The 15,017-nt window shown below is 49.2% G+C and carries 15 protein-coding genes, 1 pseudogene and 1 riboswitch; of the genes and pseudogenes, 11 read left to right on the top strand and 5 right to left on the bottom strand.

The features are described 5' to 3' along the window. Positions 1 to 203: 203 nt before the first annotated feature. Together ABWQ15_RS02800 and ABWQ15_RS02795 are read right to left on the bottom strand one after the other, a co-directional pair. Positions 204 to 665 carry a GNAT family N-acetyltransferase gene (locus ABWQ15_RS02800; RefSeq protein WP_353907300.1) on the bottom strand — a complete coding sequence of 154 codons (462 nt, stop codon included), beginning with the start codon at positions 663 to 665 and terminating at the stop codon, positions 204 to 206. A 130-nt stretch (positions 666 to 795) separates the two neighbouring features. After that, positions 796 to 2,274 (bottom strand): Lsa family ABC-F type ribosomal protection protein, encoded by a 1,479-nt coding sequence (locus tag ABWQ15_RS02795; protein ID WP_353907299.1) that lies wholly within the window; start codon positions 2,272 to 2,274, stop codon positions 796 to 798. A gap of 546 nt (positions 2,275 to 2,820) precedes the next feature. Here ABWQ15_RS02795 and ABWQ15_RS02790 point away from each other — a divergent pair. The 7 genes from ABWQ15_RS02790 (at position 2,821) to ABWQ15_RS02760 (ending at position 9,070) form a co-directional block, all read left to right on the top strand. After that, on the top strand, positions 2,821 to 4,053 hold the full coding sequence (locus ABWQ15_RS02790) for an ABC transporter substrate-binding protein (protein ID WP_353907298.1): 1,233 nt from the start codon (positions 2,821 to 2,823) through the stop codon (positions 4,051 to 4,053). A gap of 108 nt (positions 4,054 to 4,161) precedes the next feature. Beyond that, positions 4,162 to 5,058, top strand: a complete 897-nt coding sequence (locus ABWQ15_RS02785; protein WP_353907297.1) for a branched-chain amino acid ABC transporter permease — start codon at positions 4,162 to 4,164, stop codon at positions 5,056 to 5,058. Continuing rightward, on the top strand, positions 5,055 to 6,206 hold the full coding sequence (locus ABWQ15_RS02780) for a branched-chain amino acid ABC transporter permease (protein WP_353907296.1): 1,152 nt from the start codon (positions 5,055 to 5,057) through the stop codon (positions 6,204 to 6,206). Before ABWQ15_RS02785 ends, ABWQ15_RS02780 begins: the two co-directional genes overlap by 4 nt. Then, complete coding sequence (locus ABWQ15_RS02775; RefSeq protein WP_353907295.1) at positions 6,199 to 6,972, top strand: ABC transporter ATP-binding protein; 774 nt, start codon at positions 6,199 to 6,201, stop codon at positions 6,970 to 6,972. The genes ABWQ15_RS02780 and ABWQ15_RS02775 overlap by 8 nt, the downstream gene beginning before the upstream one ends. Positions 6,973 to 6,984: 12 nt before the next feature. Beyond that, positions 6,985 to 7,689 (top strand): ABC transporter ATP-binding protein, encoded by a 705-nt coding sequence (locus tag ABWQ15_RS02770; RefSeq protein WP_353907294.1) that lies wholly within the window; start codon positions 6,985 to 6,987, stop codon positions 7,687 to 7,689. A gap of 12 nt (positions 7,690 to 7,701) precedes the next feature. Continuing rightward, the gene (locus ABWQ15_RS02765; protein ID WP_353907293.1) at positions 7,702 to 8,328 is read left to right on the top strand and encodes a cytidylate kinase-like family protein; all 627 of its coding nucleotides are present in this window, start codon (positions 7,702 to 7,704) and stop codon (positions 8,326 to 8,328) included. A 43-nt stretch (positions 8,329 to 8,371) separates the two neighbouring features. Then, on the top strand, positions 8,372 to 9,070 hold the full coding sequence (locus ABWQ15_RS02760; RefSeq protein WP_353907292.1) for a gamma-glutamyl-gamma-aminobutyrate hydrolase family protein: 699 nt from the start codon (positions 8,372 to 8,374) through the stop codon (positions 9,068 to 9,070). A gap of 158 nt (positions 9,071 to 9,228) precedes the next feature. Here the strand turns inward: ABWQ15_RS02760 and ABWQ15_RS02755 are convergent, their stop codons facing one another. Further along, positions 9,229 to 10,440, bottom strand: a complete 1,212-nt coding sequence (locus ABWQ15_RS02755; protein WP_353907291.1) for a murein hydrolase activator EnvC family protein — start codon at positions 10,438 to 10,440, stop codon at positions 9,229 to 9,231. A gap of 252 nt (positions 10,441 to 10,692) precedes the next feature. Then, a riboswitch (Fluoride riboswitch) is annotated at positions 10,693 to 10,764 on the top strand. A gap of 63 nt (positions 10,765 to 10,827) precedes the next feature. Between ABWQ15_RS02755 and crcB (ABWQ15_RS02750) the strand changes: the two genes are divergently transcribed. The 4 genes from crcB (ABWQ15_RS02750) (at position 10,828) to ABWQ15_RS02735 (ending at position 13,612) form a co-directional block, all read left to right on the top strand. Next, positions 10,828 to 11,268 (top strand): fluoride efflux transporter CrcB, encoded by a 441-nt coding sequence (gene crcB / locus ABWQ15_RS02750; protein ID WP_353907290.1) that lies wholly within the window; start codon positions 10,828 to 10,830, stop codon positions 11,266 to 11,268. Beyond that, positions 11,269 to 11,634 (top strand): fluoride efflux transporter CrcB, encoded by a 366-nt coding sequence (crcB, locus tag ABWQ15_RS02745; RefSeq protein ID WP_353907289.1) that lies wholly within the window; start codon positions 11,269 to 11,271, stop codon positions 11,632 to 11,634. It abuts the gene before it with no gap. Positions 11,635 to 12,549: 915 nt separating this feature from the next. Then, on the top strand, positions 12,550 to 13,032 hold the full coding sequence (locus ABWQ15_RS02740; protein ID WP_353907288.1) for an RNA polymerase sigma factor: 483 nt from the start codon (positions 12,550 to 12,552) through the stop codon (positions 13,030 to 13,032). Beyond that, positions 13,022 to 13,612 (top strand): hypothetical protein, encoded by a 591-nt coding sequence (locus tag ABWQ15_RS02735; protein ID WP_353907287.1) that lies wholly within the window; start codon positions 13,022 to 13,024, stop codon positions 13,610 to 13,612. Before ABWQ15_RS02740 ends, ABWQ15_RS02735 begins: the two co-directional genes overlap by 11 nt. 95 nt (positions 13,613 to 13,707) lie before the next feature. Here ABWQ15_RS02735 and ABWQ15_RS02730 read toward each other — a convergent pair. Together ABWQ15_RS02730 and ABWQ15_RS02725 are read right to left on the bottom strand one after the other, a co-directional pair. After that, positions 13,708 to 14,356: pseudogene (locus tag ABWQ15_RS02730) on the bottom strand (putative type IV secretion/conjugal transfer ATPase); the annotation flags it as partial. 28 nt (positions 14,357 to 14,384) lie between these two features. Continuing rightward, complete coding sequence (locus ABWQ15_RS02725; protein WP_353907286.1) at positions 14,385 to 14,999, bottom strand: HD-GYP domain-containing protein; 615 nt, start codon at positions 14,997 to 14,999, stop codon at positions 14,385 to 14,387. Positions 15,000 to 15,017: the final 18 nt, after the last annotated feature.

The following is a 15,017-nucleotide window of genomic DNA, read 5'->3' as shown; positions in this document are numbered from 1 at the left end:
TTGATCCTATCACTTTTTGGGTGTTTGCCCTCTGCACTTCTATGATATCCCTCCATTTGCTTCTTTTCATAAATTAGGAAAACACTTCATTCAGAAATGCTCTTATACGTCATCCTATGTAAAATACGTTATTAAGCTGGAAATAGCAAAAAATGATCACGCATAGAAGAATTCCTGTTGATGACCCAACACGGTTGGCCTACTTAACTGATCGTTCTTTGACTATAATAGTCTTCTCTATGTAGAACAACTGGCGTTACATTACTATTATAAAACAATGTTGGTTTTCCGCTTATTTTTCCGCCCATACCACAGATGATTTTTACGGTTATATCTCTTGCGTCCATGTGGATTTCTTGAATTCCTTCAGAAAATAAATCTTCCACAGAAAACTGAGCTAATTTTCGACCGATATGCAGTCCTCTATAAGTTTGCTTTGTTGCAAATCTGCCCCAATGCACTTGGTTCATGTCATTCCATGCAGCGACTGCTCCAACAATCGATGTGTCCAGCAAAGCGCACCACCATTTTGGATGGTTTTGGGCGGGAAGCGGGATGAGTGCAGAAGGAATTTGTTGTTCAATATTAAAAACGTCTTCTTCTAACTGGATAATATTTCGCATATCATGATCAATCGCTTTTCTTAATATAAGATTATCTATCATTTGCTCTCCTCTCATTGTTGAATCATTTTCCTTTTACGTGGTGTCAGCGGCTGGCAAACCGAGCAAGCTGCCCGCTAAACTGAAATTTGACCGGCAGAGAAATGCGCTTGTATTCTTCGAGGCAAGTGCGCTACAAACAAATGATCTTAGTTGCTATTTTTTCACAAAAAAGGTTGTCATGTTCAACGAATAAAATGGTTGGTCTGAATTCCAGCAGCAATTCTTCTATCTGCATACGGGAAATAACATCGATATAATTCAGAGGCTCATCCCAGATGTACAGATGTGCTTTTTCACAAAGACTTTTTGCTATCAAAATTTTCTTTTTCTGGCCACCGCTGAAATCAGACATATCTTTACTGAACTGCTCTTTTGAAACGTCCAGTTTATGCAAAATAGCCTTGAATAGGCTCTCATCCAGTTCAGACATCCGTGCAAAATCGGATAGATTTCCTTTCAAGAACGAAGCGTTTTGAGAGACGTAGGATATTTTCAGGCCGCTGCCGACGCTGAGGTCACCTCGATAAGGGATTCTTTCTCCACAAATCAGCTTTAGAACACTTGATTTTCCGCTCCCGTTATTACCGGAAAGACAGATTCGATCGCCAGCTTCAATAGCAAAGGATATATCTTGGCATACAGTATGAGCGCCGTAAAAAACAGCGACGTTCTTCAATGAAACAAGCTCACTTTTATAAAATGCCAATTGGTTGATTTTCAGGGTCTCTGTACGTTCAATATTCTTCAAGAGCTTTGATTTTTGGGCGGCGGCGGACAGCTTCCGGTTTTCAATTCCCTTGGAGCGTTTCATCATTTTTGCGGATTGATGTCCGATATAGCCTCTATCCGGGCGCAGACCGGAGTTCCGCGTCGCATATTTGGTTTTTTCTACCTTGTCAGACCAAACGGCCTTCTCCTTTGCCGCCTTTTCCAAACGTCCTACTTCCTTTTTCAGCTTATCATTTTCTGCAAGCTCAAAGCTGTCCTGCAGCTCTTTATTTGCCAGCCATGACGAAAAGTTACCCTTTACTACTTCAATATTTGCTTTATTGATCGACAGGATATGATCAACGCAACCATCCAGGAAGTTTCTGTCATGAGAAACAAGGATAAAGCCTTTCTTGCAGTTAAGATACTGGGAGACAAGTTCTCTTCCGTGAGCGTCAAGGTGATTTGTCGGTTCGTCTATCAGCAGAAAGTTATTCTTCTTACAAAACAGCACCGCCAACAGCACCTTTGTCTGTTCACCGTTCGAGAGCGTATCAAACGGGCGGTACAGAACACAATCATCAACTTTCAAAAGGGCGAATTCACGTGCCAGTTCCCACTGCGGTTGATCTGGAACTATTTCAGCGATAACGTCCTGTGTGAGCATGGATGCGTCCTTGATTGAAAATGGGAAGTAACTGAAATTAACGGAACGGGTAATCGTACCCTGAAAAGGATATCGTTCCAGCAAGAGATTTAAAAAGGTGGTTTTGCCTCTGCCGTTTCTCCCGATGAACCCCAGTTTCCAGTCCGTGTCGATTTGAAAGCTGACATTTTCAAAAATATCCTCGTAGCTGCCCTCATAACTAAATGTGAGATTTGTAATTTTAATTTGTGACATTGCGTTGCCCTCCTGTATAAGAAAATTGGCTGCAAGAAAGTGAATTCCCGCAACCAATCAAACAGGGTATGCCAATGCATAAAAAGCATAGCAACACACCGCAAAATGTTGAAAAGAATGGGAGCTTTCTTGCAAACAGGCGCAACAAAACAAACGGTATAACCGAATGGAATATGGTTGCACCTAACTTGTCAGCAAGAAATTGTTCTCATCTTTTCAACTCCAATCTGCATTTTTTATTCTTATATTATACTGCACTTTGGCGAATGTTACAAGGAAGATTGTATAAATAATTTGTGGGCCAGGTTTGCGGTGGGAATGGAGCCCATTGTCGTGCGGCTTGCATGAAATTACCGATTGGCGCATATTACAAAATTTCATGTAGTTTTCGGCTTTTCTTCGTGACATTCCAAAATTGACAGACGACCGTTGATTCGCTATGATAATAAAAACGCAACGGGGCGTAGACGAGAAGATCGTCTGCGTCCCGTTTTCGTTTTGGAAGAAAGCGATTGCCAAAACAGCAATTATAAGGAGGATTTGAAAATGGAAAAGAAGAAACTTGCAAGTTTCCTGTTAGCCGGTACGATGGCGCTAAGCCTGACTGCTTGCGGCTCTGGAGGTTCTGGCTCCGCCGCTGCGTCCGGCTCCGCGTCCGGCTCCGCATCTGCCTCTGCGCCCGGTTCTTCCGGCGGTACAATTACCATTGGCACGATTTCCCCCAACACCGGTTCTCTGGCCACTTATGGAACGGCTGTGACCACTGCGGTTGATCTGGCGGTCAGCCAGATCAACGACGCAGGCGGCATCAACGGCAGTCAGATAAAAGTTATCAATGCGGATGACCAGTTTGACCCTACCGAGTGCCTGAACGCTTTCAATTCTCTGGTTGCGCAGGGCGTGGGCCTGATTGTTGGCTCCGTCACCTCCGGCTGCACCTCGGCCATCACGGATGCCGCAGACGAAGAAGGCGTGTGCCTTCTGACGCCGTCCTCCACGGCCGACTCCATCACCACGAAAGATGACTATGTCTTCCGCGCCTGCTATGCCGACGGTTTCCAGGGCGCCATCGCCGCAGCCTATGCAAGTCAGTCCGGCCATACCCATGTGGGCGTCGTCTACTGCGCTGCGGATACTTATTCCAAAGGTCTGTACGACTCCTTCGCAGCGGCTTGTAAAAAATATGGCGTGACCATCGACGCGGTGGAATCCACGGCCTCTCTGGACGTGCAGGATTATACCAACCAGTTCTCCTCCATGGTGAAATCCGGTGTGGACTTTGTCTACGCACCCTATTACTACGACGTCATCGGCCCGTATATTGTCACCCAGGCCCGTGCCGCCGGTTATGACGGCATTATCATGGGTGCCGACGGTTACGACGGCACACCTGACTACGTGGTGAAAGGCGCCGATCTGACCGCTTTCAACAACGTCTACTGGACCAATCACTACGACCCCGCCGACACCTCAGAAAAGGTGCAGTCCTTCGTCAAGGCCTATCAGGATAAGTTCGGCTCCACGCCCAATGCCATCTCCGCTCTGGCTTACGACGCCGTGTACATGTATAAGCAGGCCATTGAGACTGCGGGCTCGGCTGATCCTGCCGCCGTCCGCGATGCCCTGGCCGATACCTCCACGGTCTATGACTGCGTCACCGGCTCCTTCTCGTTGGATGATACCGGTACGCCGACCAAGGGCGCATCCATCATCTCCTTTACCTCCGATGGCACCAGTGTGACAACCAAGCTGGTGGACGTGGTTAAGGAGTTGCCCTGATTTAAAAAGCAACTGATTTAAGACTCTGCAACGCGGCAGGGGCGGCGCTGTGGCGTAAGCTGCCGAGCCTCCCCTGCCGCGTATGGCTTGAAAGGTGGGAAACAAAACGTGAGTACTTTTATCCAGACGCTGATTGTCGGGCTGCGCCTCGGCAGTATTTATGCCTTAATCGCGTTGGGCTATACCATGGTATACGGCATTATCCGACTTATCAACTTTGCTCACGGAGATTTTATCATGGTAGGCGGCTACACCATGATTTTCACAATTCCTCTGATTCTGGCAGCGGGGCTTCCGGCATGGCTGTCCGTAATATTTGCCATCGCGGTGTGTGCACTGGTGGGCATGGGCACGGAGCTGATCGCCTACCGTCCCGTCCGAAAAAAGGGCACCGGTATGACGGCCTTGATTACCGCCATTGCCATGAGCCTGTTTCTTGAAAATCTGGCACAGGCGATCCCGGCCATCGGCCCCAACCCCAAGGTCGCCAGTCAGATTTTCTCCGCCGGAGGCATCTCCATTGCAGGCGTTACGATGGAGTGGGCCACGGTTCTGACCATTGTCGTTGGCGCCGCCGTCATGGTGATCCTGTACCAGTTCACACAAAGGACCCGAATGGGCCGCGCAATGCGCTGTGTCTCCGAAGACAAGGAGGCCGCCACCCTCATGGGTATTAACGTCAACCGGACTATTGTGCTGACCTTTGCCATCGGCTCAGGCCTCTCCGCCATTGCGGCGCTTATGTATATGGCTCAGTATCCCAAGGTCTACACCACCATGGGCACGCTGTTGGGCTTGAAAGCGTTCGTCGCGGCTGTGCTGGGCGGCATCGGGATTATTCCCGGAGCCATGCTGGGCGGTCTTGTCATCGGACTTGTGGAGTCTTTTACCACCAGCTATGTCTCTTCCAGTATGGCGGATACGTTTGTGTTCCTGATTCTGATTGTCGTCCTCATTCTCAAACCCGCTGGAATTCTCGGAAAGAATGTAGGTGAGAAGGTATGAAAAGGAGTACAACCGCAAAAGGATATCTCCTCAACACTGCCGTTTTGGCAGTCGCTTTCATCGCCTTTTTGGCGCTTCAAAATGTCATGGGAAAAAGCGGCGGCTTCAAGCTGATTCTGGCCCCCTGCCTGTGGCAGTGCTGCTACCTCATTATTTTGGCCGCCTCGCTGAATCTGGTGCTGGGCTTTCTGGGACAGCTGTCCCTGGGGCACTGCGGTTTTATGGCCATCGGCGCTTACACCGCCGCGCTTTTGAGCCTAGCCTGCGAGCGGGCCGGTCTATATGATGACAAGTCCAGCCCAGTTTTTATTCTGATTTTATTCGGCTGTATTCTGCTTGCCGGTTTCCTGGCGGCACTGGTGGGACTGCTGGTGGGCATTCCGGCGCTGCGGCTGAAGGGCGATTATTTAGCCATCATCACGCTGGGCTTTGGCATGATTATTATCAACATCATCAACAATTTGCCTTTTTGCGGGCAGGACGGACTGGCTGACGGCTCTGCTTCCGCGTCCCTCTACAAAAACGGCCTGGGCTTCGGCACCTCCTCCAAGGTGACATTTTTGTGGTTTGCCCTGCTGGTGACACTAATCTGCCTTACCATGATGTTTATGTTCATTCGTTCTAAGTATGGGCGGGCCATCAAGGCTATTCGGGACGACGAGATTGCCGCCTCCGCCTCCGGCATCAACACGTCATTCTACAAGGTGTTTACCTTTGCCTACTCGGCGTTCTTCGCCGGCGTGGCCGGTGCGCTGTATGCCTGCGCCAACGCAACACTGTCCACCTCGTCCTTTGCTTTTGCCAACGGCGGTATTCTAAACTCCACCTTTGTGGTGGTTATGGTGGTTTTGGGCGGCATGGGCTCCCTGACCGGCTCCGCGGCTGCTGCGGTCATCATGTTTCTGGTCAACTACCAGATCAAAAACGGCACATGGGTTGCTCTGCTGCCGGCGGCGGTTCAGAGCGTATTCGCGTATCCCATGCTGGTCTACGCCGTTATTTTGATCATAGTCATCATGTTCCGGCCCAAAGGCATTTTCGGCACCTATGAATTCTCCCTCATCAATCTGAGCCGGGATGTCAAGCTGCACCACACAAGAAAAGCACGGGAAAGAGCGGAGCGGAAGGGGGGCGAAACTCATGCCTGAGACGAAAACCCCGGTTTTGGAGACAAGGAAGCTGGGCATTACGTTTGGCGGCCTTAAAGCCGTGCAGGACTTTAACATTCAGATCTATCAGGGCGAATTAATGGGCCTGATCGGTCCGAACGGAGCAGGGAAGACCACCGTCTTCAACATGCTCACCGGCGTGTACGTTCCAACGGAAGGTACCGTCATTCTCAACGGCGTGCCCTTGAACGGGCGTAAAACCCATCAATTCGTGGAGGCAGGTGTGGCCCGCACGTTTCAGAACATTCGCCTTTTTAAAGAAATGAGCGTTATTGACAACGTGAAGGCCGCATTCACCAAGGACGTCAAATACAACATGCTGGACGCCACTTTCCGCACGCCGAAATTCTGGAAGGCAGAGCGGGAAATGACCGAAAAAGCGTTGGAACTTCTGACAATCTTCCACATGGAGGACAAGGCGGAGCTTTTGTCGGCAAACCTGCCTTACGGGCAGCAGCGCAAGCTGGAGATAGCCCGGGCGCTGGCCACAAATATGAAGGTGCTGCTGCTGGACGAACCTGCTGCCGGCATGAACCCGACGGAGACCGCCGAGCTGTTGGAGTGTATCAACACGATCCGGGACCGCTTCGGCATTGCCATTTTGCTGATCGAGCACGATATGTCTCTGGTGATGAACATTTGTGAACGGATCCAGGTCATTGATTATGGCCAGACCATTGCCGCCGGGCTGCCGGAGGAGATTGCGCGAAATCCAAAGGTCATCGCGGCCTATCTGGGCGAGTGAGGGGGGAGAGAGATGCTTGAAATCAAGGATGTGAATGTCTTTTATGGGGCGATTCACGCCATAAAGGGAATCACACTTGCCGTGGGCGATGGCGAGCTGGTATCCCTGATCGGCGCCAACGGTGCGGGCAAGACGACTACGCTGCATACAATTTCCGGTCTGCTGCACGCCACGTCCGGCGAGATACTGATGGACGGTAAAAACCTTCAGAAAGTACCCGCAAACTCGATTATCGGCATGGGCCTTGCCCACGTTCCGGAAGGGCGCCATGTATTTGCCCGCATGACCGTGGAGGAAAATTTGCGCATGGGCGCCTACATTGTCCGGGATTCCAAAAAGATCAACGAAAATCTTGAGAGTGTCTATCAACATTTTCCTCGTTTAAAAGAGCGCTGGAAGCAGTATGCGGGCACGCTCTCGGGCGGTGAACAGCAGATGCTGGCCACCGGTCGGGCCTTGATGACAAATCCAAAAATTTTGCTGATGGACGAACCGTCCATGGGGCTTTCCCCTCTGCTGGTCAAAGAAATTTTTGCCATCATTCAGGAGCTCCACAAAAGCGGCATTACGATTTTGCTGGTAGAGCAAAACGCCAAGATGGCACTGTCTGTGGCCGACCGCGCCTATGTACTGGAAACCGGCACCATCGCCATGGAGGGCAATGCGGCTGCTCTGTCCGCGGACGACCGCGTCCGCAAAGCTTATTTGGGCGCATAAGGGGGGCGTAATATGAAGCCTTATATCATTACCGTCGCCCGGGAGACGGGCAGCGGTGGCCACAATATCGTGAAAAAGCTGTCGGAGAAACTGAACATTGCCTATTACGACCGCGATCTGCTGCGTCTGGCCTCTGAGATCAGCGGCATCCATGAGCAACTGTTCGGCGCGGCGGATGAACGCGTCGGCCGGATTCAAATGCTGGCTGCGGCCGAAAAGGTATACTCCGGCGAGTTGTTGCCGCCGGACAGCGACGATTTTACTTCCACCCAAAATCTATTTAACTTTCAGGCCAAGATTATCAAGGAGCTGGCGGACAGTGAGCAGAGCTGTATTATTCTGGGTCGCTGCGGCAACCATCTGCTTGCCCAAAAACGAAACGTCCTGCGTGTATTTATTCACGCACCGTTGGAAAATCGAAGCGCCCGCGTGGCCGACTACTCTCTGGCCTGGTCCAATCGAGAGATTCTCCGGCATATCCGGGAAGAGGACAAACGCCGTGCCGCGTATTATCACTACTATACCGGCGAAGAATGGCGGGATGCAGCTGGGTACGACCTGAGCCTCGACTCTGCGGTTTTGGGCGAGGACGGCTGTGTGGATCTGATTGTTAAAGCGCTGCCGCTGTTTGTAAAATGATGCCGCTGCTATGTTGGGATTTAGCAGAGGAAAGGTTGTAAATATGGAAAAACCGATTATCGGAGTAATCCCGATCTGGGATGATGAAAAGCAAAGTTTGTGGATGCTGCCCGGATATTTTGAAGGGATTTGCGCCGCCGGCGGTCTGCCGGTGATGCTGCCGCTGAACGCCGACGAAGGCGATCTTGATTTGCTTTACGAACTGTGCGACGGTCTGCTGTTCACCGGCGGCCACGACGTAAATCCAGAGCTTTACGGCCAGAAACCGCTGGCTCAATGCGGCACGCTTTGTCCGGCCCGAGACCGTCTGGAGGAACACTTGTTTCACCGTGCTTTCGCGGAGGATAAGCCGGTTTTTGGCATCTGCCGCGGTATCCAGCTGATCAATGTTCTGCTGGGCGGTACGCTCTATCAGGACCTGCCTATGGAGCACCCTGGTCCCATTGACCACCATATGACCCCACCATACGACCAAGTCTGCCACACGGTTCGTTTGGACGGTCCGCTCTTGCAGCTGCTTGACAAGCAGGAGCTTGGTGTCAACAGCTACCACCATCAGGCGGTGCGGGAAGTGGCGCCTGATCTCACGCCCATGGCGTGGTCTCCGGACGGCCTGGTGGAGGCTGCATACTGCCCAAAGAAAAAATTTCTGTGGGCAGTCCAATGGCATCCGGAGTTCAGCTACCGCAACGACCCCTTTGGACTATCCCTTTTCCGCGCTTTTGTCCGCAGCTGCGGTTAAGAAATTGCCCGGAAATCGGCCAAAAAATCAGCCTCCGCTCGGAAATCTTCCGAGGCGGAGGCTGATTTTATAATAAATCGACTGGTGGCCGCAAAATCACGATCGGTTATTTCCCGTCGGCTCCAGGGGATGTAACAGGTCCTCGATGGCATTGCCGTCTACCAATTCTTCATATAATTTGCCAGATACTTTAGTGGGTCTACCCATTCACCGTCTTCCGTGATGCCAAAATGAAGGTGTGGGCCGGTGGAATGCCCCGTACAGCCGGTAATGCCGAGCACCTGCCCCTGCGCTACCGTATCTCCCACGTTCACTTTGCGGGAACTCAAATGTGCGTATAGGGTTGCATTACCGCCATTATGGTTAATCACCACATAGTTTCCGTAAGAACTGCTGTACTGAGAGACAATCACCGTACCCGCCTTAGCGGCCAGTACCTGTGTCGTATACCCCACGCCGCAGATATCTACACCTTTATGATTCGTACTGCCAATACCGCCGGGGGATGTGCGTTTGCCGAAAGGCGATGAGATCCGCTTGCTGACGGCTTCCGGCCATATGTATCCGCCGTACGTGCCTTTGGCACTGCTCTGTTTTGCCAGTTCCTTAGCCATCTGGGCAATTTTATCATTGGTTGCGTCTTCTTCTTTGGCAATCTCACTCAAAGTGCTCTTGTAATCCGCTTCGTTCTCCTCAATCTGTTTCATGAGAGAAACCGTGGCATTCTGCTGGGTGTTCAGTTCCGATTTCTTGGCTACCAGATCCGCCTTGGCCGATTCTGATTCTGCCTTTTGATCCTTTAAATCATTTTGCTTTGCCGAGATTTCATCCTGAAGTTTCTTCAAGTCATCGATTACGCGCTGGTCCGACTCCATGATCTCATTCACGAAGTCTATTCTGGAGAGCAAATCGGTAAAGTTGTCCGCCTTGAACAGGACGGACCAGTAGCTGACCGTCCCGCATTCCTCCATGGCGCGGACACGCTTGCAAAACAGCTGATACTGCGCCGCTTCTTTTTCTTTAGCCTCATCCAGTTGTGCCTGTGTTTGCGAAATCAAATGGTCAAAATCCGCAATCTGATCTTCCACATTCGAGACCTGATCGGAAAGAACCGAAATCTGTTCATCCAGCAGTTCTTTTTTCTCCAATACCTTGGACTTATCATTGGAAAGAGCGCTCAGCTTCGACTGTAGGCCTTTCTTCTTAGCCGCCAACTTGTTGGCATCCGCCTGGAGAGCATCAATATCAGACTGGGAAATTGCCTTTGCGGTCGGCTGTAAATTGGGCAAAACGATTGTAGATATACATATTAGCAATAACGCTATCCATAAAAAACGGTTAGGTGTTTTTTTCTTGAACGGCTTTTGCATGATTTCCTCCGAAAGATTGCGGCAGAATATTTGCCATTTAAATGAGTTGTACAAATGGGAATCGTCTTTTAAAATGATTGTAGAAGTGAAGCACACAGATGTCAACCATTAAATTCAGCTGTCGAAGGGCACTGTTTTCCTGGGAAAGTCTGTACAGTTCCGTAGCAGATCTGTGGGACCGGTGGCATTCTTTCTTTGAGCTATCGGCCTTGTGGAGTTTACATTGAAAGATCGTTATGGTTATGATATAATCATTCAGATGGGAAAGAAGTTCTCCCTCGGCTATGCCGAAACCGCTGTTAAGCTGATGACTTCTGCTTAAGGCAGGAGCTGTCAGCTTCTTTTTTTGGTTCAATATAAAAATATTGGTAGCGAGGACGCAATTTTATGCGCAAATATATTTTTATCGGATGCGGCAGCTTCGCGGGGGCTGCGCTGCGATACCTGGCGAAAGGCATTCAAATTTGCAATTATCACGGAAACGTTCCGCTCAATACACTGTTAATCAATGTCCTTGGCGCACTCATGATCGCTTTTATCTCAACGATTGCTTACGAAGTATGGGCCTTTGACTCCGATGTCAGACTCGGACTGACTACGGGATTGCTGGGGGCATTCACCACCTTTTCCACACTGTGCAAGGAAACCGTTGGGTTATTGCAGGATGGCTGCTACCTCTCGGCAATTTCTTATATGACGGTAAGTGTCATGCTCGGCCTCGCGTCTGCGTACTTTGGAGTCGTACTTGCCCGCAAAATAGGTTCCATGGTGACGAGGGAGCGGGAAAAGCTAGATAAACTCACAGAAAAAGAAAGTGATGTGGATTAAGTGGATCTTGCTTTAGTAGGCGTCGGTGGGGTATTTGGCGGCATATGCAGGTTTCAGCTCGGCAAGGTACTTTCACAAAAATCCAATACTTTATTTCCAATCGGAACGTTTCTAATCAATATCTCAGGTGCGCTGCTCCTCGGTATTCTGACGGGCGTTGATATGGGAAATAGCGGTTACCTGCTGTTCGGCGACGGCTTTTGCGGCGCGTTCACAACTTTCTCCACCTTCATGTATGAGGGCTTTCATCTATTTCAAGAAAGAGACAAACTGAATGCTTTTATCTACATTCTTAGTACGCTTCTGCTCGGAATCATCGGATATGTATGCGGGTACGCGATTGGAAGAACAATCGCTCGGCTTTAAGAAATGATATGTGCCGTTTACGCCATCGGGATCCAGTGAGATTTCCTTTTTAATTTATGGTGGCATACTAATTCAATGACCAAAAAATAATCATTTCAAATTTCAGCTTAAAACATATAAAAATGTGAATATTACAACGTTTAGCCTGGTGAAAAGGCTCGGACAACCTTTTTGTCGATAGTCCAATTGGTTTAGCGGTGCTTCCATTTTACACCGCAACGGAGGTTTACACAAGCTCTAGGACGGGCTTGCCGGATGCTTCTCCTTCGCATTCAGCTAGATTATCATATTTTTCAGAACATATGAATACGTCCGTTCCTGAGAACTGAAAGGTTCACTTTCCAATGGTTTGGTTCCAGTGGAGTTATATATTTTTGCGGTAGTCAGAACCCTATACGTACTACTGGCAACATAATAATCTTCTTCGATAATTGTTGAAAGCTGGCGTCTTCTTTTAAATTATTCTGTTCCATAGTGCTCACTCTATATGATTTGTTTTAGAAAAGGGAAAGGCTGGCATGTGTCAGTGCGTTCCTCATATTGAGCAAAGCAGTCCACGAATTTTCCTGTACCAACGGCTGTTGGGTTATCCTCACCGAAATACAGAGATTAGAAAACGGCAGTGGACATCCTCTTTCTGATTGGTATGATTCGATTTGTATACTATAGTGGGAACATAAAGACAGGCATTTTACTGATAGTGCGAAGCGAGGATTATCTGTATTTTGCAGTAGAGCGATAGCCTGCGACCCGAACATAGCATTGCTGTTTAAAAGTATTGGACTCATATAGAGAATCAGCACTTTTCTGTCTATCACATAATTTTTTTAGGATTGCAGGATGCTTTGTAACCTTTCATTAGTTTCATTTGTATTATTGGTGAAAGGCTTTTCAAACGATTTAAGGAGCATGCTTATGAAATCATCAGTAGAGATACTGATTGAGAATTATCGGAGCAATCTATATGCTGCAGCGTTTAATGTGTGTAAAAATGCACAGGATGCTGAAGATGTTGTTCAGGATACCTTCATTCAGTATCTGTCACAGAAAAAAGATTTTGAATCGGAGCAACACATACGTGCATGGCTTATCCGAGTGGCGATTAACAAGGCAAAAAACAAAAACAATACTTTTTTCCGACGCAATTCGCTGCCGTTGGAGGACTACATAGAAACATTGACCTTCGAGTCGAAGGAGTCCTCTGAAATATTTGAGGCCGTGATGAAGCTCTCGGAGAAGTATCGTATCGTGATTCATTTATTTTATTATGAGGATTATTCTGTAAATGAAATCGCGGATATTTTGAAGGTAACGCCAAGCAATGTGAAAGTCAGATTGTCGCGTGGGAGATTGTCGCTTCACAACACATTAAAGGAGGTATGGGAAGATGACGAATAAGGAAAAATATAAGCAGGCATTTTCTGCGATTCATGCCTCTGACGATTTTTCTTTGGAGGTAGAAAAAATGGAAAGAACAATGAAACATCATAAGTTCAAAGCAATGGTTGCCGCTGTTGCCGCCTGTGTGATGATTGTGGGCAGCGCTACAGCTGCATATGCCGCGGATGTAGGAGGCATCCAGCGCACTATCCAGCTTTGGATTCACGGCGATCAAACCGAAGCGACTATTCAGTTTGATGGTGACGGAAATTATAGTATGGACTACACTGACGAACAGGGAAATGTGAAGCATCAAGGCGGTGGCGGCGTTGCAATCGCACCGGACGGAACCGAAGCTCCTGTCTCGGATGAAGACTTGATGGAGGAACTGACTGCCCCAGACGTGGAATATGAAGATGACGGCTCGGTTTGGGTTTACTGGTTTGACCAGAAGATTGATATTACCGATAAGTTTGAGAACGATGTCTGCTATGTTAAACTTGTGAACAGTGAGAAAACTCTGTACATGACCGTAAAGTATCAAAACGGTTATGCCACCAGTCCTAATAAATATTTGAGCCCATCTACGTTTAATTGATGGCATGTATCGTATGGCTCTGAGCCGAATCAGCTTCGCATCATCAGCCCCTAAAGCAGGGGCAGAACTGAGTCTATCGGTTCTGCCCCTGCTTATTATCGGCCTCCAGCCTTGCCGAACAGTTTTTCCTTATACGCCGGGGCATGAACCACAAGGTTGTACCGCTCGTTGCCGCATTTGTAGAGGAAGACGCCCCGCTGGGGAAAGCGGATGAGATTGTACTCGGATTCTTCGAGCTGGAGCGTATCCATATAAAACTTCTTATCGATGTTGCCGGCGTTGAATAGGAAGGCGTGGGTCGGGATACTGAACAGGGGCTTTGTCAACTCGGCGATGCCGGGAATGGCAAAATACTCGAGGTTCTGGCTGGCAAGGATGATGCTGGATTCCTTTTTACGGACACGTTTCATGAAGTTTCGGATATACTCAATTGCGGTCAGGTTCGTCAGGAACAGGTACAACTCGTCGATGCTGGCGGCGGTGTTGCCCTCGGTCAGCAGCTTGTCCGACATAAAGGACAGCACGTTGAACAGCAGGGCGTTCTTCACATTTTTACTGGCCTGCAGAAGTCCCTTTACGTCGAACACCACGAAGCGGCTGGATGGTTTTATATTCCGCCTCGATCAGCTCATAGAGATCGGAGAGGATGGGATAGTCCTCCAGCGTCAGCTTTGAGAAGTCGGTTCGATCGCTGATGCCCTATTTTTCATACAGCTTTCCAAAAATCAGTTCGATCACATCAATTGTTATAGTATCCATCCATCAGAATCTGTCACCATGCGGAGTAGGCGGCGCTTCGCCTTTGCAGCAGCTTATCCCAGTTGTTAAGCGCAGAGCGCGCGATGCGCGCATCATACATTTTGCAGATGTTCCTGCGAATCTCTTCCTGGCAGCAGTCTGCGGTAATTTCTGTCCGGTAGGGCCGAGTACTCAGCATCGCATCGATGGAGTCCGCCACGGCAATGATTCTCGCGCCAAAGGGAATGCACTCGCCGGAGAGTCCGTCCGGATAGCCGTGCCCATCCCAGCGCTCATGATGTGCGCGGACGATTTTTGCAATCTCCTCAAAGCTGTCGATCCGGCTCAGAATGTTATAGCCGATTACCGGATGGGATTTCATTTGCTCCCATTCCGAAGCTGTGAGAGGCATGCTTTTTCGCAGTATGGAATCCTCAATGCCGATTTTGCCCACGTCGTGCAGATGAGCGGAGATATGATATAAAGTGGTCTCCTCTTCGGGGAGATTCAAGAATTCGCACAGCGCCACCGCCATTTCCGCCACACGCATGGAGTGGTTGGCGGTGTAGGCGTCCCGCGCCTCCATCGCCGTTACAATGCCAGCGATCAGGTCATGGTAAAGAAGCAATTGTCTGACATTCGTGCTCATCGTATTTCTCCTCCAATC

Source organism: Oscillibacter sp., assembly GCF_040505565.1.
GTDB lineage: Bacteria > Bacillota > Clostridia > Oscillospirales > Oscillospiraceae > Oscillibacter.
The sequence above is the reverse complement of the archived record's forward strand: the minus strand, read 5'-3'. Positions and strand labels throughout refer to the sequence as shown.